At 48.2% G+C, this 22,590-nt stretch carries 15 protein-coding genes; 4 read left to right on the top strand and 11 right to left on the bottom strand.

The window, feature by feature from the left end; genetic code table 11:
- The first annotated feature begins 20 nt into the window (after nt 1-20).
- The 4 genes from NQ510_RS02715 (at nt 21) to NQ510_RS02700 (ending at nt 6,060) form a co-directional block, all read left to right on the top strand.
- Nucleotides 21-1,217, top strand: coding sequence for an esterase (locus tag NQ510_RS02715; RefSeq protein ID WP_005824987.1), 1,197 nt, complete (start codon nt 21-23; stop codon nt 1,215-1,217).
- A gap of 13 nt (nt 1,218-1,230) precedes the next feature.
- Nucleotides 1,231-3,567, top strand: coding sequence for a beta-glucosidase (locus tag NQ510_RS02710; RefSeq protein WP_005824986.1), 2,337 nt, complete (start codon nt 1,231-1,233; stop codon nt 3,565-3,567).
- A gap of 238 nt (nt 3,568-3,805) precedes the next feature.
- Nucleotides 3,806-5,347 (top strand): glycine--tRNA ligase, encoded by a 1,542-nt coding sequence (locus NQ510_RS02705; RefSeq protein ID WP_005824984.1) that lies wholly within the window; start codon nt 3,806-3,808, stop codon nt 5,345-5,347.
- Between the two features lie 68 nt (nt 5,348-5,415).
- Entirely contained in the window at nt 5,416-6,060 is a 645-nt protein-coding gene (locus tag NQ510_RS02700; protein ID WP_005824983.1) for an FKBP-type peptidyl-prolyl cis-trans isomerase, read from the top strand.
- 144 nt (nt 6,061-6,204) lie between these two features.
- On the opposite strand, the gene NQ510_RS02695 is transcribed toward NQ510_RS02700, so the two are convergent.
- From NQ510_RS02695 to NQ510_RS02645, 11 genes are all read right to left on the bottom strand, one after another.
- Nucleotides 6,205-8,100, bottom strand: a complete 1,896-nt coding sequence (locus NQ510_RS02695) for a serine hydrolase (protein ID WP_005824982.1) — start codon at nt 8,098-8,100, stop codon at nt 6,205-6,207.
- A 28-nt stretch (nt 8,101-8,128) separates the two neighbouring features.
- Nucleotides 8,129-8,938 (bottom strand): N-acetylmuramic acid 6-phosphate etherase, encoded by an 810-nt coding sequence (gene murQ, locus NQ510_RS02690; RefSeq protein ID WP_005824981.1) that lies wholly within the window; start codon nt 8,936-8,938, stop codon nt 8,129-8,131.
- 46 nt (nt 8,939-8,984) lie between these two features.
- Nucleotides 8,985-9,824, bottom strand: coding sequence for a BadF/BadG/BcrA/BcrD ATPase family protein (locus NQ510_RS02685; protein ID WP_005824980.1), 840 nt, complete (start codon nt 9,822-9,824; stop codon nt 8,985-8,987).
- Nucleotides 9,825-9,953: 129 nt separating this feature from the next.
- Nucleotides 9,954-11,138: an acyltransferase family protein gene (locus tag NQ510_RS02680; RefSeq protein WP_005824978.1), complete on the bottom strand. Its 1,185-nt coding sequence runs from the start codon at nt 11,136-11,138 to the stop codon at nt 9,954-9,956.
- A gap of 33 nt (nt 11,139-11,171) precedes the next feature.
- A complete protein-coding gene (locus NQ510_RS02675) occupies nt 11,172-14,132 on the bottom strand; it encodes an FAD-binding and (Fe-S)-binding domain-containing protein (protein WP_005824976.1) in 2,961 nt (986 codons plus the stop codon).
- 176 nt (nt 14,133-14,308) lie between these two features.
- Nucleotides 14,309-15,550 (bottom strand): exo-beta-N-acetylmuramidase NamZ family protein, encoded by a 1,242-nt coding sequence (locus NQ510_RS02670; protein ID WP_005824974.1) that lies wholly within the window; start codon nt 15,548-15,550, stop codon nt 14,309-14,311.
- A 48-nt stretch (nt 15,551-15,598) separates the two neighbouring features.
- Nucleotides 15,599-16,921 (bottom strand): MFS transporter, encoded by a 1,323-nt coding sequence (locus NQ510_RS02665; protein ID WP_005824972.1) that lies wholly within the window; start codon nt 16,919-16,921, stop codon nt 15,599-15,601.
- A 27-nt stretch (nt 16,922-16,948) separates the two neighbouring features.
- Nucleotides 16,949-18,268 (bottom strand): SpoIID/LytB domain-containing protein, encoded by a 1,320-nt coding sequence (locus NQ510_RS02660; protein ID WP_005824970.1) that lies wholly within the window; start codon nt 18,266-18,268, stop codon nt 16,949-16,951.
- 41 nt (nt 18,269-18,309) lie between these two features.
- Complete coding sequence (locus NQ510_RS02655; RefSeq protein ID WP_005824968.1) at nt 18,310-19,242, bottom strand: DUF4922 domain-containing protein; 933 nt, start codon at nt 19,240-19,242, stop codon at nt 18,310-18,312.
- A gap of 1 nt (nt 19,243) precedes the next feature.
- Entirely contained in the window at nt 19,244-20,704 is a 1,461-nt protein-coding gene (locus NQ510_RS02650; protein ID WP_005824967.1) for a glycosyltransferase family 2 protein, read from the bottom strand.
- 24 nt (nt 20,705-20,728) lie between these two features.
- Complete coding sequence (locus tag NQ510_RS02645; protein ID WP_005824965.1) at nt 20,729-22,588, bottom strand: outer membrane protein assembly factor BamB family protein; 1,860 nt, start codon at nt 22,586-22,588, stop codon at nt 20,729-20,731.
- Between the last annotated feature and the right edge of the window lie 2 nt (nt 22,589-22,590).

Raw genomic sequence — 22,590 nt, 5'->3', positions numbered from 1 at the left:
CTTTAATTTGAAGAACTGAAATGAAAAAGATTATATTGGCCGCATTTATGGCAGCCTGTGGACTGCAAATGTCTGCCCAGCAGAATTTGTTTGTAGCGCAAGACCTCGAGTCTGCAATTGTGAACAAAGATAACACAGTGACTTTTAACTTTAAGGCTCCTGATGCCCAAAAGGTGCAGATTGCCGGTGACTTTGCCGAAAAGGCGGAGGGACAACACATTGGAGGTATGGTGGGAGCAGGTTTGATAGACATGACAAAGAATTCAGAAGGAATTTGGACCTATACTACCAAGCCGTTGGATTCAGAACTTTATAGCTATGAATTCATGGTAGATGGTGTGCCGACTATAGACCCTAACAATGTTTATGTCTATCGTGACTTTGCTACCACAAGCAATGTGTTTATTGTAGGGAATGGTAAGGCAGATTTATATAAGGTAAATAAAGTTCCTCATGGAACATTGGCCCATCGTTGGTATCACTCTGATGGTATGAAAATGGATCGCCGTATCAATATCTACACGCCGGCAGGTTATGAACAATCCGGTGATAGGAAGTATCCGGTACTCTATTTATTGCATGGTATGGGAGGGGATGAAGATGAGTGGACAACTTTTGGACGTGCTGCACAGATTCTCGATAATTTGATTGCACAAGGCAAGGCTGAACCGATGATTGTTGTGATGCCCAATGGGCATGCTGCCATGGAGGCTGCACCTGGTGAGAGTAGTCTGGGATACTATAAACCTTACCATATGAAGAATGGAACCATGGACGGTGCTTTTGAAGCCTATTTCCCTGAGATTATCACGTTTGTAGAAAGTAATTATCGTGTACAAGCGGACAAAGCTCATCGTGCTATTGCGGGGCTTTCAATGGGTGGTTTTCATTCTGCCAATATTTCTTTGAACTATCCTGATATGTTCGACTATGTAGGTTTATTCTCTGCGGCCCTTAATGTCCAGAGTGCAGGTCAGAAAAATAGTCCGGTTTATCAGGATATGGATAAAAAGTTAGCTGTTCAGTTTGATAAGGCTCCCAAACTTTACTGGTTGGGTATCGGTAAAGACGATTTTCTTTATAGAAACAATGCAGCTTATCGCGCTGATTTGGATAAAAAAGGATATAAATATGAGTTTATGGAAACTCCTGGTGGACATGTATGGACCTGCTGGCGTATTTATCTCTCTGTATTTGCTCCCAAGTTGTTTAAATAAATCTGACTAGGCTATGAAAAAACAACTGTTTTATTTGCTGTTGGCTGCAGGCGTGTTGAGCGCTTGTGGCCCTGCGGCTCCTCAATTGGGTAAAGATTCTGTTGAGGATGTTATTGGTGCCATGACTTTGGAAGAAAAGGCACATTTGGTTATCGGTACCGGAATGGTGGGTACTTCGGGTGACAGTACGGTGATTGGCACTACAAAGAAGTTGGTTCCCGGTGCAGCAGGTACTACTTATCCGATACCCCGTTTGGGAATTCCTGCCATTGTGTTGGCTGATGGACCTGCAGGTTTACGTATAGATCCTATCCGCGAAGGGGATTCTGCTACTTATTATTGTACACATTTTCCTATCGGTACGTTACTTGCTTCTACTTGGAATCAGGATTTGGTAGAGGAAGTTGGAAAATCAATTGGTAATGAAGTGTTGGAATATGGTGCGGATGTTTTACTGGCTCCTGCTTTGAATATCCATCGGAATCCTTTGTGCGGGCGTAATTTTGAATATTATTCCGAAGACCCGTTGGTGTCTGGCAAGATAGCTGCTGCATATGTTAGAGGGATACAGAGCAACGGAGTGGGAACTTCCATCAAACATTTTGCTGTTAACAACCAGGAAACCAATCGGAATGCTAATGATGCTCGTATCACTCCTCGTGCCTTACGGGAAATCTATTTGAAGGGGTTCGAAATTGCAGTGAAGGAATCGGCACCATGGACAGTAATGTCCTCTTACAATCATATTAATGGCACCTATGCTTCTGAGAATACAGACTTGCTGTCCACTTTATTGCGTGATGAGTGGAATTTCGAGGGTATGGTGGTAACTGACTGGTTTGGAGGGAAGGATGCCGTGGCTCAGATGATAGCAGGTAATGATATGCTCCAACCGGGAAGGGCTAACCAGTATGATATGATTATCGAAGGGGTGAAATCCGGAAAATTGGATGAATCCATACTGAATCGTAATGTGAAGCGTGTTCTTGAACTTATTCTCCAAACTCCTCATTTTAAAGAATACAAATATTCCAATAAACCTGATTTGAAGGCGCACGCAGCAGTTACCCGCCAGTCAGCGACTGAAGGAATGGTTTTGTTGAAGAATAATAACGAAACCTTGCCATTTGAAAGGAAGGTCAGAAATATAGCTCTTTTCGGGTGTACTTCCTATGATTTCATAGCAGGAGGTACCGGCTCAGGTAATGTGAATCGTGCCTATACAGTCTCATTATTGGATGGTTTGAAGAATGCTGGATACCAGATAGATGAAGCATTGAAGGCCGATTATGAACAGTATATTGAGGCCGAGAATAAGAAAAATACTCCTGACTCGTCTCAGCCTTTCTCCAGATTTATGCCGGTACCTCGCCCGACAGAACTTATCCCTACTACAAAGGTGTTGTCAGAACAAGTTGCTAAAGCGGATGTTGCATTGGTTACGCTGGGACGTACTTCCGGTGAATTTGTAGACCGTAATGTCAGTGATTTTGAACTGAGTGAGGAAGAATTGCAACTGCTGAAGTCCGTCAGCCAAGCTTTCCATGCTGCTGGGAAGAAAGTGGTGGTGGTATTGAATATCGGAGGTGTAATTGAAACAGCTTCTTGGAAAAAACTACCGGATGCTATTTTGCTGGCTTGGCAGGCAGGACAGGAGGGTGGAAATAGTGTGACGGATGTGTTGAGCGGTAAGGTATCTCCATCGGGTAAGTTGACAATGACTTTCCCGAACAAGTTGATGGACGTTGCTTCTTCGACCAATTTTCCTATGGATGCTAGGGCTAATACAGATGTGAGGAATAAGGAGGACAAAAGCTCTTCAGTGAAGAATGTAGACTATACGGATTATGAAGAAGATATTTTTGTCGGTTATCGCTATTTCGATAGTTTCGGAAAGCAAGTGTCTTATCCTTTCGGCTATGGTCTTTCGTATACAACATTCGAGTATGTCAATCCGTCTGTCAAAGTTGATAATGGTATATATTCTGTTTCTATTGATGTGAAGAATGTTGGTAAGTTTGCAGGGAAAGAGGTTGTTCAGCTTTATGTCTCCGCTCCCAATAGGTTTCAGATGAACAAACCGGAAAAAGAACTTAAAGCTTTTACCAAAACTAAGGAATTGAGGCCAGGTGAGACTGTTACTGCCACTTTGAAACTGAACACTACGGATTTGGCTTCTTATGATGAAGCTTCTTCTTCATGGGTAGTGGATGCTGGAAATTATAAGTTTTTGATTGGAACCTCTTCCAAGGATATTAAGGCTGTACTTGATGTTGATGTGGTATCAGTTGTGGAAAAAACAAATGACATATTGAAACCACAAGAGACTGTTAATACGATAAAACGCTGAAGGTGAGTATAATATTATTCTTGGTTGTGATTAGGTTGATTTGTAGTGCTTAGGTAAATTAATTGTAATTGGGTAAAATTGGGAAAGAAGCTGCCTCGGAGTTATGAGGTAGCTTCTTCTTTTATTTGGTAATAAGATAAATTAATACCCTCCGTGTCCTACTTACGATATAAATCCCTATCTTTGTGGCGCTTTTTAGCTGAAAATAAGATTCAAATTAATTTAGATACAACAGAAAATGGCACAAGAAGACGTTTTTAAGAAACTCGTATCACACTGTAAGGAATATGGTTTTGTGTTCCCTTCCAGCGAGATTTATGATGGACTGGGAGCTGTGTATGACTATGGTCAGATGGGTGTGGAACTGAAAAATAACATCAAGCAATACTGGTGGCAGAGTATGGTGCTGCTGCACGAAAATATTGTCGGTATCGACTCAGCAATCTTTATGCACCCCACCATCTGGAAAGCCAGCGGACACGTAGATGCTTTCAATGACCCTTTGATTGACAACCGCGATTCCAAGAAACGTTATCGTGCCGATGTGTTGATAGAGGACCAGCTTGCTAAGTACGATGACAAGATAAACAAAGAAGTGGCCAAAGCTGCCAAGCGTTTTGGTGAGGCTTTCGATGAGGCTCAGTTCCGCAGTACCAACGGTCGTGTGCTGGAACACCAGGCCAAACGTGATGCCTTGCATGAACGTTTTTCCAAGGCTTTGAACGATAATAATCTGGACGAACTCCGTCAGATTATCCTTGACGAAGAAATCGTTTGCCCTATCAGTGGCACAAAGAACTGGACAGAGGTACGCCAGTTCAATCTGATGTTCTCAACTGAAATGGGCTCTACCGCCGATGGTGCCATGAAGATATACCTTCGCCCGGAAACGGCACAAGGTATCTTCGTAAATTACCTTAATGTACAGAAAACCGGTCGCATGAAGATTCCTTTCGGTATCGCCCAGATTGGTAAGGCTTTCCGTAACGAAATTGTAGCCCGCCAGTTCATCTTCCGTATGCGCGAGTTCGAGCAGATGGAAATGCAGTTCTTTGTGAAGCCGGGTACAGAGCTTGACTGGTTCAAGAGTTGGAAGGCTACTCGCCTGAAATGGCACAAGGCGCTGGGCTTCGGTGATGACCATTACCGTTATCACGACCACGACAAACTGGCCCACTACGCTAATGCTGCTACAGACATCGAGTTCTTGATGCCTTTCGGTTTCAAGGAAGTAGAGGGTATTCACAGCCGTACAAATTTCGACTTGTCCCAGCATGAGAAGTTCTCCGGCAAGAACATCAAGTATTTCGATCCGGAAACCAACGAAAGCTATACCCCGTATGTCATCGAGACTAGTATCGGTGTAGACCGCATGTTCCTCAGCATCATGTCTGCTTCCTACTGTGAAGAGACGTTGGATAGCGGTGAATCCCGTGTTGTCTTGAAGTTGCCTGCTGCACTGGCACCGGTGAAACTGGCCGTAATGCCGTTGGTAAAGAAAGATGGTCTGCCCGAAAAAGCGCGCGAAATCATTGACAATCTGAAGTTCCACTTCCATTGTCAGTATGATGAGAAAGATTCTATTGGTAAGCGTTACCGCCGCCAGGATGCCATTGGTACTCCGTACTGTGTCACCGTGGATCATCAGACTTTGGAAGATAACTGTGTGACACTGCGTAATCGTGACACCATGCAGCAAGAGCGCGTGGCTATCTCTGAACTGAATAATATTATTGCAGACCGTGTAAGCATCACATCGTTGCTGAAAACCTTGCAATAAAGCGGTTATGGAATAGACCGGTGCGTGAACAAACTGAAATAGTAAATAGTAAAATAGTAAAATAGTAAATGAAAAAGTCCCTTTTGTTTTTGCCTTTCTTGCTGTTGCTGGTGGGTGCTTTTATCTCTTGTGAAGAAGTGGAAGAGGCTGGAAAGTATGATAATTGGAGAGAACGCGGCGAGGCTTTTGTTGACTCGATAAAAAGGCTGACTGGCGAGAATTATGTCGCCACAGCAGAGCAGGCCGATGCTATGGAACTCGGGAAACTGTATGCCATACAGACGACTGCAAGCACTTCTGAAGGTGCTCAGTATGTCTATTGCAAGAAGCTTGTGAAGAATGAGACGGGTGAACGCCCGTTGTATACGGGTTATCATTCAAAGGTGAATGCTTATTATTATGGGACTTATGTGAATGGCGAAGAATTCGACGGTTGCTTTGACGGTTATAGTGCTATTGACCGCGATATACCTATTCCTCCGGTAAAAGAACCTACGGTTTTTGATTCATTCGTGGATTTTGAAGTTTCGGGTGTCGTTGCCGGTTGGGCAGCTGCCTTGCAGCTTATGCGGATGGGTGAGCGGTGGATGTTGTATATCCCTTATCAAAGCGGATATGGTATAAATGATTATACTGCTCCTTATTCTACAAATACAATCCCCGGAGGCTCTCTGTTGACGTTTGACTTGCAACTGGTTAGCTTTGCCGAATGAGATAAAAGAGGGTGTGTGCCGAAACGCCCCGAATATAAGAATTCCCCCTGCTATAGATGTCTATGGCAGGGGGAATCTAGTTAATGGAGAGATGTCTTCTTTAGCCTGTTGGTAGTGTGGCAGACGTTCGGAGACTGGTTCGTTTTATATTTTCTTCTTAATGGCCTTTACCCAGATTTTGTATCCATCCTCATTCAAATGCAGTCCGTCGCCGGTCAACTCACTGCGTAGTACATTTGTTCCCTTCTCTGTAAATAGTGGAAAAAGATTGATATAGGCAATGCCTTCCTCTTTGGCAAACGCCTCCAGACGGGAGTTGATTTCAGGAACCATATCTGTCTTTCCAGTCAGTTTTTTGTATCGGCCGAAACTTTCATTGAAAGGGAGTAGGCTTTGTAGGTAGAGTTTTGTGTCGGGAGATTCTTTCCGGATGCGTTCCACCGTCATGCGAATCATGTCTACAATACTGTCTGGTGCCAAGTCATGGGAAATGTCATTGACTCCGATAAGCAGGAACAGCTTGGCGGGATGTCCGGGAAGTATCTGATGCAGGCGGTCATAGATACCCATCACTTCATCACCGATGATGCCGCGATTACGTACATTCTTCTTACCAAGACGGGCAGACCAGTCACCGCCACCTTCAGTCAGGCTATTGCCAAGCATGACGATGTCCTTGCTTGTAATGGCAGGCTCATCCATAAACTGTAGGAAACGTTTGTAGTAATGGTCTGTATAAATACGCGGAATGGGGTAGATGGAAGCCGCCACAGCGTTGGCAACCAATGAACGCAGGCGAACTACGCTGTGTCCGTCTTCCGGATGTACGGCGTTGATAAGGAGTATGACGGAAGTGTCATTGTCCGGATCGATAATGATGGAGGTACCCGTGTAGCCGGTATGCCCATAGGTATTAGGACCAAACAAATCTCCATTGTTGGAGGCATAGGCTGTAAAATTATCCCAACCGAGAGTGCGTCCCAGACTGGCGGTAGTGCGTGGCACAGTACGCATGGCTTTTACACCCAGCGGACTCAGGATGCGGCGTCCGTTCCATTCACCTCCGTTTTGCAGGGCTGCGCAGAGTATGGCAATATCATCAGCACAAGAGAATACTCCTGCATTACCGCTGATACCTCCGTTCATGACACGTGCCAGCGGGTCATGAACTTGTCCGCAGAGAACTTGTCCATTAGGTTGCTTTTCAGTGGGGGCAATGTTATTCAATTGAGAATTGCGAATTGAAAATTGAGAATTGGCTACGTTGTTTTCCTTGTGTCCTTGTTTTCTCGTTCCTTTGTCAACTATCGTAATCCAGTTACCATCCTTATCACGTTGGCAAGGCAGATAGTCGGTATGCTCCATGCCGAGTACATCAAATAGGTTTTCACGTGCAAAGTCACGCAGGCTCTGTCCGCTTATAGTCTCGATAATGTGCTGCAAAGTGATGAAGTTGAGGCAACTGTATTGAAAATCAGTCTGCGGCTTGAAGTCGCGTTTACAAGTAGCAATATATTCCATAAGCCCATCAGGATTGGGAGAACCGTACTGCTTTTCTAGCTCGGCTACCGGTGCATAGGGAGGAAGACCGGAAGTGTGTGTCATCAAATCGGCAATGCGGATTACCTTTTTCTCTTTGCCGTCTTCGCTTTCCCAATTCTTGAAATGGGGTATGTAGAGGCTGACGGGGTCCAGCATACGGAGCTTGCCGCGTTCTGCCAGTATCATCGTACATACGGCGGTCGACATGGATTTGCTGCAAGATGCCATATCAAAGATAGTATTGGCAGTCATAGGCTCCACATTGGGATAAATACGCTTGTTGCCGTAAGCTTTCAGATAGGCCATCTTGCCGTTACGTACTACAGCAAGTACGGCACCGGGAATATCCTTGTTGGAGATGGCTGTTTCAATCGCTTCGTCAGCATACATCAACTTGCGTGAGTCCATTCCCACTTGTTCAGGGGCTACGCGTTGCAAGGGTTGCGCGGTGGCAGCTTGCAGACAAAGAGAAAAGAGAAAAAAATATATTGCTTTCATAATAAAGGAATTTAAGAGTGAGTAATAGCTAAATCCGGTACGCATCCACTGCCTTTTTCACCGAACCGTGCATCAACAGCAGCGCCTTGGCTTTGCCATAGTCCAGTCCGAGTTCCTCTACAATCATACGGGTACCACGGTCCACAAGCTTTTTGTTACTGAGCTGCATATTCACCATTTTGTTGCCTTTCACGCGTCCCAACTGTATCATGACGGAAGTAGTAATCATATTCAGTATCATTTTCTGTCCTGTTCCCGATTTCATGCGTGAGCTTCCCGTCACATATTCAGGCCCTACAATCATTTCGATGGCTACATCTGCCTCTGCTGCCATTGGAGAGTCCGGGTTGCTGGTAATACAGCCGGTCAGTATGCCGTGTTCGCGTGCCTCGTGCATGGCACCAATCACGTAGGGGGTGGTACCGGATGCAGCAATACCGATGACCGTATCCTTATCTGTAATATTGCGTTCCGTCAGTTCTTCCCAACCGCGGTGAATGTCATCTTCGGCATTCTCTACCGGATTTCTCAATGCAGTGTCACCACCGGCAATCAAGCCGATAACCAGCGTGGGGGGCATACCGAAAGTCGGTGGAATTTCCGAAGCGTCGAGTACGCCCAGACGTCCACTGGTACCCGCACCCATGTAGAAGATGCGTCCGCCTTGTTTCATGCGGGGCACAATCTGGGTTACCAACTTTTCTATTTGAGGGATTGCCCTCTGTACGGCAAGCGCCACTTTCTGGTCTTCGGTATTGATGTCTTCCAGAATTTCACGGACTGATTTCTTTTCCAAGTCATTGTAGAGCGATGGTTGCTCTGAGATTTTTACGAACATAAGGCTATTTACTATTTGACGATTTACTATTTACGATTTGTCACTTTCAGTTGTGATATTTGATGAGTCCTTCCATGGGGCTCTTGATGATTGCACCCAGTTGGATACCCATTTCTTTGGCAGCTTCTGCCAGAACTTCCTTGTAATAGAAGGCTACGGAACCGATGAAATGTACTTTTTGATGCTGATAGTCTTCATATTGCATGACATTGCGTTTAAGGAATGCCTTAAAGCTGTTCAGTACCAGAGCGCGTACACAAGGTTCACCCAGATTCTGTGCAAGAAATGGTGACAAGCTTGCCAGGAAACGGTTGGGGAAAGGTTTACGGTAGACACGGTCGATGATATCAGCAGGTGTCAGGTCGAACTGTTTGAGGAATTTCTCTTTCAGCTCGGGTGTCATCTGATTTTTCAAGATATCGCCTACCAACAGTTTGCCCAAGCAGGCTCCGCTGCCTTCGTCTCCCAAGATGAATCCCAGAGGAGATACATTGGTGACAATGCTTTTTCCGTCATAATAACATGAGTTGGAGCCGGTCCCCATGATGCAGGCAATGCCTGAGTCATGTCCGCAGAGGCCACGTGCGGCAGCCAGCATATCGGTATTGACTTCCACTTCATTTTTCACACTGAGGTGTTTGGTTATGGCACGGTGCACCATACTTATCTTGTCGGGAAATCCGCATCCTGCACCATAAAAGTATACGGCATCCAGCTCACTTGTCTTCAGCTGAGGTAATAGCGCTGTTGCTATTTCATTACTGATTTCCTCTTCCGACTGAAAGAAAGGGTTCGTCCCTTTCGTGAATATCTGTTGGAGAAGTACTCCATTCTCTACAACACACCAATCGGTCTTTGTAGAGCCACTGTCTGCTATTAGAATCATATAAATAATGTTTAATGATTAGGGATTAGGGGTTAGTGATTAAGGATTAGTGATTAATACGTTGCCTATAATTAAGAAACAGTATCACCTACCATTAATCACTAATCCTTAATCACTAACCCCTAATCCTTATATTTTGATATATATTTTTCGTTTGTACAACTGGTAGCCGATACACCAGTTAATGGCGATAAACAGCAGGGCAAAGGCAAGGGAACCGGCGGTTTCACCGAAAACGGGCATGAGGACTATATTGTATAAGAATCCGTGTATGCTGATGCTGCTGTTTCCCCACGGGAAACTGATACTACCGAAAAGTATGCTAAGTACGCCGCCCAATACATACATGAACAGCGGATTCACACCGAATGCCTCGAAAAACATGCTCCACTTCTTATAGCCTTTCACATCAATAATCCAGATAAGCAATGCCAGAAAACTGGATGCCAGTCCGCAAGTGACGAGTACGTAGGTAGGAGACCATATTTTCTTGTTGATGGGGCAACCGTAGCTTAGCAGGAAACCGGAGAAAGTAAGGATAACACCTACCAGAAACAGTGTGATAAGCTGCGAATTGAGAAATGAGGCACGGTCTTCCGACTTGTTGCCATCCAGCATCAGCCGCCCTACACAGAAGCCCAGCAACACATGTGCAATGGCAGGAATGGTGCTTAACAAACCTTCGGGATCTATGCCGTTATCCTTGTACATGTGTGCAGGGGTCAGGATGGCACGGTCTACCACGGAAAGAATGTTTGTTTCATTATAGGCGAAACCGTTGCCGCACATCAACAGTATGAAGTAGCCTGTCAATAGGCCGGCTATCAGATAAGGTATATGTTTATGCTTCATGGTTAGTGCAATGATGGAGGCTGCTCCGTAGCAAAGGGCCAGCCGTTGCATGACACCCAGAATACGGATACGGTCGAATGTCCAGACGGAAGCCCATAGCTTCTCTCCGAAACTGAGGTCGTCCGGAGCGGAGGCCCAGTAATAGCAGAAACGCGAGAACCAGCCGATAGCCATGCCTATAAGGAAAATGACGATGGTGCGTTTCAGTATCTTCATGCCGGCGGCGTGGCTGAACTCGAAGTTGTATTTCTTCAGGGAAATGTATGTGGAAATTCCCATGATAAACATGAAGAAGGGAAAGACGAGGTCGGTGGGGGTCAGACCGTTCCACTCTGCATGCCGCAAGGGGGCATAGATATGTCCCCACGAACCGGGGTTGTTTACCATAATCATACCTGCGATGGTGACACCACGGAGAATGTCGAGTGCAAGGATGCGTTTACTTACTTTTGTACTGTTCATTGTAATATTTGTGTGTTAAGTTAATTATCAATCCTAATTATCAGCTGCCTTTGTACATTCGTCTACCAGATAGGCAATGGATACATAGGGGATACCTGAGTTTGTTGTCAATCCGATTTCACAAGTACGGCTGTTAGAGTAGCCTATATTCACTCCGGACGCTTCTATTTGCGGGCGGAGTTTGCGTAGGGCGTACGAGTTCAGCTCAGGATAGGTGAATCCCCGGTCTCCGGCAAAACCGCAGCAACCTACTTCTTCCGGCACGATGACTTTACTGGAGCAAAGGCGTGCAAGGGCTATAATGGTATCTGCCAGTCCCATTTTCCGCATGGAGCAGGTGATGTGGATTGCTACGGGGCGGTTAATAGGTGTGAAAATCAGCTTCTCACGTAAGAATGTATAGATGAATTCTGCAGGTTCATACAGTTTCATCTTCTTGATACATTCGCGCATGCGGTGCAGACAAGGGCTTTGGTCACAGAGGACGGGGTATTTGCCTTGTTCGCTGGCTTCCCAAAGTGCGGCCTCCAGTTCGGCTGTCTTGCGATCGGCAATGTCCAGCATCCCTTTACTTTCCCAAATGGTGCCACAGCAAAGCTTGTCCATATCTTTCGGGAAGATGATTTCGTAACCGGCTTTTTGCAACAAGGACACCATTTTATTTACCAATGGCTGCTCTACGGGAGACTTCTTTGCCAGACCCATAGTCTGGTTGATGCAGCTGGGGAAGTAGACGACTTTGTAGTTACGAGTTACAGAGCTACGAGCTACAAGTGCTGCGCTATTATGCTGCATAGTGCTTGTAGCTTGTAACTCCGTAGCTTGTAACTGATAACTTTTCGGCATAGCCGGCGTCCATAGAGGTATGCCTAATGCATTGTGCAGCCCCTTGGTAATGCCGCTCATCGCCTTTGTCCCTAATAGTGAATGTCCGAAGTTGGCTAAGGACAATACGGGACGCAGTGCACTCTTGACACCAGCGAAATGATTGGCGACAAAGTCTCCGGCTTTGTATCCCAGACTGCCTTTGGGTAATGCTTCCTGGCGGATTATATGGGTAAGGTCGCCCGTATTGATACCCATCGGGCACGACATGGAGCAGAGGCCGTCTCCGGCACAAGTCTGGTTGCCGGGATAGCGGTATTGTTTTTCGAGCAGTGCAAGGCGTGTCGGGTCCTCGCCGCTTTGTTTCAGCCGGGATATTTCGCGCTGCAACACGATACGCTGGCGCGAGGAAAGGGTAAAGCCGCAGGAGAGACAGTTGACTTCGCAGAAACCGCACTCGATGCATTTGTCAGCTACGAGTGACGTAGCTTGTCTCTTGTCACTCATCACTAATAAAGGCAGCGGCTTGAAGTTCTTGATATGGCATTGCGGGTCATCATTGAAAATGACACCGGGGTTTAGCAATCCTTGTGGGTCAAACAGCTCTTTGACGGCTTTCATGGCTTTGTAGGCGTCATCTCCCCATTCATGGCAGACAAAGGGAGCCATATTCCGGCCCGTGCCATGCTCGGCTTTCAGGGAACCGTCATATTTATCTACTACCAAGGTCTTGATGTCATTCATCAAGTCTTCGTAGCGTTTCACTTCCGCTTGGGTACTGAAGGACTGGTTGATGATGAAGTGGTAGTTGCCTTCGAGAGCATGGCCGTAGATGCAGGCGTCATTATATCCGTGGCGGGCTATGAGCTGTTGCAGTTCTGCCGTTGCCTCCGGAAGGTCTTCAATGTGGAAGGCGATGTCTTCGATGAGGCAAGTGGTTCCCGGCTGGCGCGTACCTCCCACAGAGGGGAAGATGCCGGAACGGATGGCCCAGTATTTGGAATATTCCTCCGGACGGTCGGTGAAGCGTACCGGAATATAGGTGGTGAAGGCTTGCAGGCAAGCTTCAATGGCAGATATGTTCTGTTGCAGTTCTTCCGGGGTACGGGCTTTGGTTTCGGTCAGCACTGCTGTCAACCCGGTTTCGTCGCCGGGCTCCACGCCGGGGAGGGCAGAGGAGGCAACTTCGCCTTTGTATTTTAGGAATACGGGGTCGTTGACGGAAGAAAGGCTCTTATAGTCTAGCATTTCAGCCCCTTTTACTGTCCATTCGCCGGTTTCGTCGACCAGCTTCTTCATGGCTACCACAGCGCGGCTCGCTTCTTTGATGGTCTTGAAGTAGAGCATAGCGCTGGCCTTGTAGGGATAATCATATTCAGTCTTCATCGTCACTTCCGAAAGGAACGCCAGTGTACCTTCGGAACCTACCATGAGGTGGGCAATGATTTCGAATGGGTCGTCGAAACGGACGAAGGGCAACAGATTGAGCCCGGTTACATTTTTGATGGAATATTTGTAACGGATGCGTTCGGCCAGTTTTTCGTTGGTACGTATTTCATCGCGCAGTTCGCAGATGCGGCGAATGAAGTCACGGTGACTCACTTCGAAGGAGGCGCGGCTGACGGGATTTCCGGTATCCAGCAGGGTACCATCCATCAGGATAATACGGGCGGAAATAAGCACCTTGTCGCTATTGGCGTGCGTACCGCAGTTCATGCCGGAAGCATTGTTCATGACAATACCGCCTACCATGGCGCTTTTCACCGAGGCGGGATCCGGTGCAAACTTACGGCCGTAGGGAGCCAACAGTTCGTTCACACGTTGTCCGATGATGCCCGGTTGGAGGGTTATCTGTTCGTAGTCGGCGGATATGCTGTATTTTTCCCAATTCTTGCCGGCTACGATGAGGATGGAGTCGCTAATGGCTTGACCCGACAAACTGGTCCCTGCCGCTCGGAAGGTGACGGGCAGCCCGTGGCGGCTCGCCAGTTTCAACAGTTGTGAAACTTCATCTTCGTCTTTCGAACGGATTACAATCTGGGGAATCAGTCGGTAAAAACCGGCATCCGTACCCCAAGCCAGCCGGCGAAGTTCGTCGGTGTAAATCCTTTCCTGCGGAATGAATTGTTTTGCTTCCTGCAGGAAAGCCATGTAACTATGCTCTTTCATGTTCACTTTTTTTTATTGCATCACTTCGCTTCAAAGTGCTCTGTAAACGTGTCTTACGAGGGGGTACATTCAGTCGTATACTGAATATATTTAAGTATACGACTGAATGTGGTTCTGTATACGACTGAAATAGTCTCCGTATCAGGCTCTTTTCCCTTCCTTATTTATCTGTAAATTTATTTATATAAATAATACTTTTTCGACAGCTTACGGAAGTCTTCGGCATCTTTATACCAGTAGTCGCGTATGTCCTCCCAACGGTTCCGTTTCGAGAAGCGCTCGCGTATCTGCCGCGAACCGCTTACTTTGTCGAACATGTTGAAACGTCCCTTGTCGGCATGGTCAAACACGGCACGGTCAGGATAGAGGGCGGCGACTTCCTGCATGACCAGGAATTGCAGGTCGCTCAACGGTGCTTTGCCGAAATCCATGATGTGCACTTGCACACCTTGCAGCAACTCGCCTTTGCCTACGCTATAGAACGGCTTCAGGTACATCGGTCTGAAGATGACCCCCGGTACGTTCAGACGGTTCAGGTTTCCGGCCAGCTTTTCCGCTTCCATCCATGGTGCGGCAAACATCTGGAACGGAATGGTATACCCCACGCCGATAGACATATATCCTAGTTCACCCAGAATGCCGCTGACGGGGTAGAAGAATGCAGAATGAGGATGTGGAATGTGTGGAGAGGAGGGAACCCATTGCAGTCCGGTTTGGGTATAATCCATCTTGCGTTTCCAGCCTTTCATCTTCACTACGTGGAGATTGCATTGTTCCCCATCCTTCAACATCTTCTCGCCATTGAGCATCAGTGCCAGCTCACCGCAAGTGAGGGCGTAAAGGTACGGAATTTTAAACTGGCTTACAAAAGAAATGCAATCATCTTCAACCAAGTTGCCTTCAATCTTCAATCCGCCTACGGGATTGGGCCGGTCCAGCACAATGAATTCCTTGCCGTTTTCGGCAGCGGCTTCCATGGCCAGTCCCATGGTGCTGATGTAGGTAAAGGAACGGCAACCGATGTCTTGGATATCATACACTAATACATCCACATCTTTCAGCATGTCCGGCGTGGCCTTGCGGGTCTTTCCGTAAAGCGAATAGACGGGCAGTCCGGTAGTCGCGTCTTTGATGTCCGTCACATGGTCGCCTGCGTGCACATCGCCGCGCACACCGTGTTCGGGGCCGTAGAGTGCCACAAGGTTCACGTTGGGCGCCTCGTGCAGGATGTCAATGGTGGACCTCATCCGGTTGTCCACCCCCGTCGGGTTGGTAATCAATCCTACACGCTTACCTTCCAGGCATCGGAAATTCTGTTCTTTCAGTACCTCGATACCGGTCTTTATTCTGATCTTCTGTGCTTGCATCGCACCTCCGCAAAGGAGGCAGAGCAAGGATATAATAATAGTCCTCTTCATAACCAATCACTAAATATTACTCACAAAACATTAATCATTAACCATTAATCATTTTTTTCCATATTCCGGGTCTATCCTTCTGTCTGCAAAAATGGTGACAACAACCGTGGCGAAACAGCATATCATTACCAACCAGAAGAAGTCCGTATATCCGATAGCCTCCTGGATATATCCCGCAAACATACCTGGTATCATCATGCTTAGTGCCATGAATGCGGTACAGATGGCATAGTGGGATGTTTTGAATTCACCTTCGGAGAAGTACATCATGTAGAGCATGTAGGCCGTGAAACCGAAGCCGTAGCCGAATTGCTCGATGGCGATGGCGGTGGAGATGGCAAACAGATTGTCGGGCTGGGCAATGGCAAGATAGACAAACGTCAGGCATGGCAGAGTCATGCATCCTGCCATCCACCAGATGGATTTTTTCAAGCCAATGCGTGATGCGAACAATCCTCCGAGGATACCGCCCAGGGTGAGGAATATGACTCCGATGGTGCCGTATACGATACCTACTTCTGCTGTCGATAGTTCCAGACCTCCCGATTCTTTGGAGGCAACCAGGAAAGGCATACACATTTTGATGAGGAATGCTTCAGGCAGGCGGTACAGCAACATGAACACGATGGCCAGCAATGCGCCCGGTTTGGTGAAATAGGTGGCGAATGTTCGTCCGAATTCTCTGAATATGGCTCCTGCAGTGGCGGCATCGGCAGCCAGTGTTGACTTATCTGAGGTGGGTTTGGGGACTGCAAAGAGGTGATAGAACGTCACCAGGCTGAACAGAACGGCTGTAACCAGCATCGTGATGGTCCATGACAGCGGAATGTTTTCGGTTCTCAGTTCGATGGCGCCGGCAATGGCTACGAGCACGCCTTGTCCGAAGATAGAGGCGAGCCGGTAAAACGTGCTTCGGATGCCAACGAAGGCTGCCTGGTCACTCTGTTTCAGTGCCAGCATGTAGAAGCCGTCGGCGGCAATGTCGTGTGTGGCAGAGGCAAAAGCCGTGATGATGAACAGCATCAGCGTGATGCTGAACATGCTGATGGGGGTTGTTCCGGCCGCCATAGTCGCCTCGTCCGGCCGTGGAATGGACAGCGTCAGCAGGATGAATGCCACAGACATCAGAATCTGCATGGAAAGGGTCCACCATCTTTTGGTCTTGATGATGTCGACAAACGGGCTCCAGAAGGGTTTGATAGTCCATGGCAGATAGAGCAGGCTTGTGAACAAGGCCATTTCTCCGTTCGGTACGCCCATTTTAGTAAACATCATCACGGAGATGTTGTTTACGATAAAATATGGAATGCCTTGTGCAAAGTACAAGGTGGGTACCCATGCCCATGGCGATATGTTTTTTGTATGGTTCATGATATTGATTTATTGTGTTCTATTCGATTATTCATACAGCTTGTCAATGCTGGCACCTATATAGTAGTGCAGCAGTATTGCATCATACTTATACCCTTGCTCGCCCATCACGGCTGCACCTATTTGGCAAAGTCCCACACCATGCCCCCAACCGGCACCGGTGAGGATGAAGCGTCCGGGAATGCCTTCGGCGGACAACTCCTCTTTGTCTACCACGAAGGCAGAGCTGTAGAGGTGTGAAGTGGAGAGCGTGCGGCGGATTTCCAGTTCCTTGCCGATGGTGAGTGTGCGTTTGGTTCCCACAATCTTCAGTTTCCAGAGGCGTCCGCTGGTTCCGCGGGCTATGGGGATAAGGTCGATGATTTGTCCGTAGTCAATGCCTGAACGTTTCAGAATGAGGGCTGAAAGCTCTTCCTGGGTATATTCCACTTTCCAGCGATAGAAGTCCGTAGTCTCCTGGTCATAGTTATTGAGTACCTGCGAGAGGATTTTCTTGTCGGTGGTGTTGCAGAATGCTTCGGGGGAGGTACGAATCCAGCGGTCCGCTTCGACTTCCTGCGTCAAATCGGGTAGTGTGGTATGTGTTTTACTGTCTCGTTGTTGGGCAAGATAGGGGTATTTGATGTCTTCCCAGCAGTATTGGAATTCCTCGAAAGCACCGCCGCAGCATTTGGAGAAACGGGCGTCGCAAATCTTACCATCAGATGTCAGTACCTGGCCGCGGGTAGCGGAGATGGCTTGTTTCACAATATCGGTAGAGGCACGTGTAATGCCCTGGTAGCGCTGACAATGGTCGTCGGCGCATACATCGAAGTGGGTGTGGTCCTCTCGGTCGTACCAGCGAATCAGCTCTTCGTCGGTCTGCGTAAAGGCCGAGTAGTTGGCTTGGGCTTCGGTGATTTCCTTATTCTTCTGTATTTGTGCCAGTAGCCAGCTTCGGGAGATGACAGCGTGTGCCTTGAGCAGTTCCAGAGATGCGGTGGCACTCATCTCGGAGGAGATGACGCTGGTCAGATAATCTTCTACATGGATGACGTTGATGCCGGTGAGCTTTCCATTCTCAACGATGATTTTGAGGGCACCCAGAAAACACTGGTCTTCCTTGCGCTCCCAATGGAAATTGATGCCGATGGTAACGTCCAATAGTTCGAAGGCATCGGTCTGCTCGTGTTGCGGTTCGAACAACAGTTCGTCATACCGGCGTCCATTCCAGAGAATCTTGCCTTCGTCGTAGGTCACTACCTGCTTGCCGCTGACTTCCGTTCCGTCCATGCGATACGGGTTCAGCAAAACGAATTCTATCTGCGGTTCAAACAGAATGCCTACTTGTACTTTGGGCTCTTTCATAATGGTATTTCTTTAAAATTAGAGTTCTTGGATTTCAGAAGTCATATTTTTTCCCTGATACGCTGCCGTACCTTGTGGAAATCTGTGGCAGAGAGGCATACTTCACTTAATATCTGCGCCACGTCTTCCGCAGTGATTTTCAAGAAATCCTTTTCTACGGGGGTGATAAAGACACCTCCCAAGTCGACGGATGCCGGGCTGCTCAACAGATTGGCTTCTCCTTCGGCAGTATAGCAGGCGGGGCGGTGTTTCTCGCGCGGGAAGACAAAGACCACCCAACGGTCGGCCTCGTATAGGACCAGTACGTTCATCATCGGCTCGTCTTCTTCGGGTTTCACGTCCAGAGAACGGTAAATGATGTCGAACAAGTCTGCCGCGTCCTCTTTGGAGGTGGATTCAATCACAAGTGTGGCACGGGGAGCGTCGTCAAGATACCACAGTGCTGCTTTCCTATAATCGGCTATTTTCCCGGCAGTCTGTCCGCGCCAGTCCTTTTCAATAGGCATGAACCCTTTGTTTCCTGCCTGGAAATGAGCATGGTCGGGGGCGGAAGCACCACATTTGGGACCGTTGTAGAAGATGGTGTAATCCGTCAGCGCCTCGGCCAGCTCCAGCATGTCGGTGAAGCGGGTGGCTATGCGTTGAGGGGTATGTGCCAGTTCCGGTACTGTCAGGTGGCGGGGGAAGATGGGGAACGGATTCACCAGAATATTGTAGTGTCCTCCGAACGGGATACCTTTCTGTACCGGCGGCAAATTGGCCGGGCACAGAAAGCATTTCCGTTCCAGGATGGACTTGGCATCCACTTTGGCACCGGAGGAAACGATGCGTGCGGGGTTGAACTGTACCTTATAAAGTATCCCGTTTACATTCAGCTCTTTCACCCGCACACCGGAGAGGGCGGCATAGTTGTTGCGTGCCGTCTCCCAGGATGCCAATTGTCCAGTCAGAAGATGGTGTATCGTTTGATTCATATCACTTGTTTTTGTTCATCGCTATGCGTGCCTGAAGTTCCCAGGTACGGATGCGGTCTTTGTAGAGGTTGTGTCCGTTCATTTTCACGATGTCCAGTGAGGCATCGGAGTTGTCGTCCCAACGGCGGCAGAGGTAGACCACGTCGTACACACGTCCTATCTGGTATTGGCGGGAGAAGTTCAGTCCCAGTGCATAGTCTTCGCCATAGCTGGTGTTGGGAACTTTCACTTCGCGCAGCACCGGGGTGTAGAAGGCGCGCGGGGCACCCAGACCGTTGATGCGGAGGGCGTTGTTGCGTCCGTTTGCCGGAGTCCATTCCTTGTGGTCGATGATGCCCGGAGCAATCATGTTCATGTTGAAGTCCGTCATCATATAGGTGCCTACTACCATGGCGCAGTTCTGCTCGTAGAAGGCGCGGACCATGATGGCGAGTGTATTTTCGTCTTTGTATACGTCATCGCTGTCCAGCTGCACGGCAAACTTGCCACACTTGGGGTGGTGTACACCTACATTCCAGCAACCGCCGATACCGAGGTCGTTGCGTTCGGGGACGATATGGATGAGGCGTTCGTCGTCCTTGAATTCGTCGATGGCCTCCGTTGTGCCGTCTGTGGAATGGTTGTCGATGATGATAAGATTATATTTGAAGTCTGTCTTCTGCATCAGTACCGACTTGATGGCATCGCGGATGGTACGGATACGGTTGCGCACCGGAATGATGACCGAAGCTTCATACTCAAAGTTACCGGCAGAGAACTCAATCTTCTTGAACTCCGGTGCCAGATATCCCCCGATTTCTTTCAGATGTTCGGTACATGCCTGCTCCATCTCAATCTGGCGGTCACGGTTTTTGGGGTCTACATAGTCGAAAATCTTTTCGCCGCTCTTGCGGGTATCGTTTTCCACCTCGCTGTATAAGTATTCGTTGATATGTACCAAGTTTGAATGTTGGCTCAATTTCAAGCGCAGGTCGTAAAGTCCGGCGAAGTTGTAGTCAGACTTCATGTGTCCGGCGGCTTCCTTTAGTTTTTCGGTGTTGAAAAGGAGCAGGGAGCCAAAGTTGAAGTCATCCCTCAAGGAACCGAATTGGTAGTCGATTACCGGAGCGTTGCTCTGCTTGCCGTCTGCTATTTGGTAGTGGTCGGCATATACCATACCGGCGCTTGAATCTTCAAGGATGTGTATCATACGTTCCAGTGCAAACATACCCATTTCGAGCGTAGTCTCTTTGGTATAAAGCAATGTGTATTCTCCTTTGGCTGCATTAGCAATAGCTTTGAGGGTTGCACTGCTGTAGGGCATGTCAACAAACAATATTTCGCAGCCCGGGAGCGATTCCAGAGTGGTATCGGTCGTGATTAACCGGATTTCTTCTATAAGTCCTGTCGCCTGTAGGCTGTTCACTGTTTTTTCTACTTGTTCTTTTCCTGCGTAGGGAAGAAAGCAACTGATTTTATTCATGATATATCTTTTAATTTTTAATTCTCAATTTTTAATTCTCAGAAGTCCCACTTCTCCACTGGTTGCCGTGAACAGCACTTCGTGGCCGTTCAACGGAACTACGGTACTGATGAGTGAATTTCCTATTTTATGTTTCCACAGTACTTTGCCTGTTTTTCCTTCCAGTGCGAAGATAAGTCCTTCTTTGGTACTGCCAAACATTACCCCCTCTTTTTCCACTTGCATGGAGGGGGCATGCTCATAACCGAAACCTACATTGGTTGCCCACAACTCCCGCGGAGTATCTCCTTGAGCTGCATAGCAAACAATGCTGTCGTTCATCGTTTTGCTATAGATACGTTCACCGTCTTCGGAAAGTCCGATGGTCTCGCGCACCATGGACTGGAAGGTGCGCCACACGGTATTGCCCGTATGGATGTCTATGGCGGTCATGGCGCGTTGCGGGTCGGTAATGAATACTTTGCCGTCGGTGGCTACCGGCCATACGGTGGCTGGAGAGAAGTGCATACGGGTCAGTCCGCCCGTCCATTTCCATAGTTCATGCCCGTTTGCCTTGCTCAGGGCATACAGTGTATTGTCCCATGCGCCGAAGATAACTTTGTCTTCCGTCACCAACGGCTTGGTCTCGATGTAGCCCTTCACGCTGGTGTAGGCCCAGATTACTTTTCCCGTATGGATGTCTATGGCACGGAAAGTGGCGTCACTGGCACCGATGTATGCTCTGCCGTCTGCGATGGTCACGGCTCCGAGCACCGGTTCGGCGGCTTCTACCGTCCAGAGCAGGCTGCCGTCTTTGGCGTTCAATCCGTAGATGCGACGGTCAGCAGACCCGAATACAACGATACCCTCGCTTACGGCCGGAGTACCGACAATGCGCTTGCCGGATTCAAAGCTCCATAGCTTTTTACCGTTTTTCAGGGCGTAGGCTGTCAGCTGTCCCATATCGTCTCCTACGAACACTTTATCTTTTTCTACGGCGGGAGAGCAGTAAATGCCTGCGCCCGTCTGCACCATCCATTGCTCCTTTACTTGCGGATACTCCTTGTTGACCGAGAAGTCAGGATATTTCTCTGCCTTTCCGTTGCGGTCGTAATACTGTCCGGTCAGCGAGAATGCTGTCCACTGCTTCTTGGGCTCGCCGATACGTTGCGTGTATACCCGGATGGAATCCCCGGTTACTTCATAGATGCCGTAACCCGGTTTCCCTTCTTTGTCGCACAGGTTGCTGCGCATCAGTACGCCCGGAATGCCGTCGTAACGTAAATCCCGGTTGCTGTGGTAGTGTCCGCCGATAAACAAGCGCACGTTGTAGGGGCGGACGGCATCCGTCACCTCATACCAATTGTCCACATCACCTTCCATTAGCGGGTAGTGGGTGACAAGTATCACCGGTTTGTCTTTGCCGTTTTTATCCATTTCTTCCGTCATCCAACGGATATCTTGCGGCACTACATGCCCGTAGGCCATACGCATCAGCGGACCGGAGTTGAAGCCGAGGAAAAGGAATCCCTTATGCTCGAACTCGAAGCGTTCGCCGCCAAAGATTTCTCCGAAAGCGGTACAGCCGGAGTCGCTCCATTTCGTTTCATGGTTGCCTAGGACTACGTGGTAGGGGACCTTCAGCAAGTCAAGGCACGATTTCACTTTTTCCATGGTAGTACGGTCGCCTTCTTCGGTCAGGTCGCCCGTCACCAGGACAAAGTCGATACTGTCGGTGGCATTAATCTGTGCCACGGAACGCAGCAGGTCCTCTGTGGGATTCGGATTGTTCGGGGTCAGATGAATGTCCGTCAGTTGGGCAAAACGGAATGTCCCTTGCTGTGCCTGCATCCCCAGGGGGAGCAGGCAAGCCATCAGGACGATTATTAACAGTCTTCTGTTCATAG

The sequence above is a fragment of the Bacteroides uniformis genome, from assembly GCF_025147485.1.
GTDB lineage: Bacteria > Bacteroidota > Bacteroidia > Bacteroidales > Bacteroidaceae > Bacteroides > Bacteroides uniformis.
The sequence above is the reverse complement of the archived record's forward strand: the minus strand, read 5'-3'. Positions and strand labels throughout refer to the sequence as shown.

Excerpts from the sequence above, each read along its gene's own strand:
- NQ510_RS02710 (WP_005824986.1), top strand. The coding sequence starts at position 1,231 with ATGAAAAAACAACTGTTTTATTTGCTGTTGGCTGCAGGCGTGTTGAGC.
- NQ510_RS02695 (WP_005824982.1), bottom strand. The coding sequence starts at position 8,100 with ATGAAAGCAATATATTTTTTTCTCTTTTCTCTTTGTCTGCAAGCTGCC.
- NQ510_RS02715 (WP_005824987.1), top strand. The coding sequence starts at position 21 with ATGAAAAAGATTATATTGGCCGCATTTATGGCAGCCTGTGGACTGCAA.
- NQ510_RS02645 (WP_005824965.1), bottom strand. The coding sequence starts at position 22,588 with ATGAACAGAAGACTGTTAATAATCGTCCTGATGGCTTGCCTGCTCCCC.
- NQ510_RS02700 (WP_005824983.1), top strand. The coding sequence starts at position 5,416 with ATGAAAAAGTCCCTTTTGTTTTTGCCTTTCTTGCTGTTGCTGGTGGGT.
- NQ510_RS02685 (WP_005824980.1), bottom strand. The coding sequence starts at position 9,824 with ATGATTCTAATAGCAGACAGTGGCTCTACAAAGACCGATTGGTGTGTT.
- NQ510_RS02705 (WP_005824984.1), top strand. The coding sequence starts at position 3,806 with ATGGCACAAGAAGACGTTTTTAAGAAACTCGTATCACACTGTAAGGAA.
- NQ510_RS02665 (WP_005824972.1), bottom strand. The coding sequence starts at position 16,921 with ATGAACCATACAAAAAACATATCGCCATGGGCATGGGTACCCACCTTG.
- NQ510_RS02680 (WP_005824978.1), bottom strand. The coding sequence starts at position 11,138 with ATGAACAGTACAAAAGTAAGTAAACGCATCCTTGCACTCGACATTCTC.
- NQ510_RS02655 (WP_005824968.1), bottom strand. The coding sequence starts at position 19,242 with ATGAATCAAACGATACACCATCTTCTGACTGGACAATTGGCATCCTGG.
- NQ510_RS02670 (WP_005824974.1), bottom strand. The coding sequence starts at position 15,550 with ATGAAGAGGACTATTATTATATCCTTGCTCTGCCTCCTTTGCGGAGGT.
- NQ510_RS02660 (WP_005824970.1), bottom strand. The coding sequence starts at position 18,268 with ATGAAAGAGCCCAAAGTACAAGTAGGCATTCTGTTTGAACCGCAGATA.
- NQ510_RS02650 (WP_005824967.1), bottom strand. The coding sequence starts at position 20,704 with ATGAATAAAATCAGTTGCTTTCTTCCCTACGCAGGAAAAGAACAAGTA.
- murQ (WP_005824981.1), bottom strand. The coding sequence starts at position 8,938 with ATGTTCGTAAAAATCTCAGAGCAACCATCGCTCTACAATGACTTGGAA.
- NQ510_RS02675 (WP_005824976.1), bottom strand. The coding sequence starts at position 14,132 with ATGAAAGAGCATAGTTACATGGCTTTCCTGCAGGAAGCAAAACAATTC.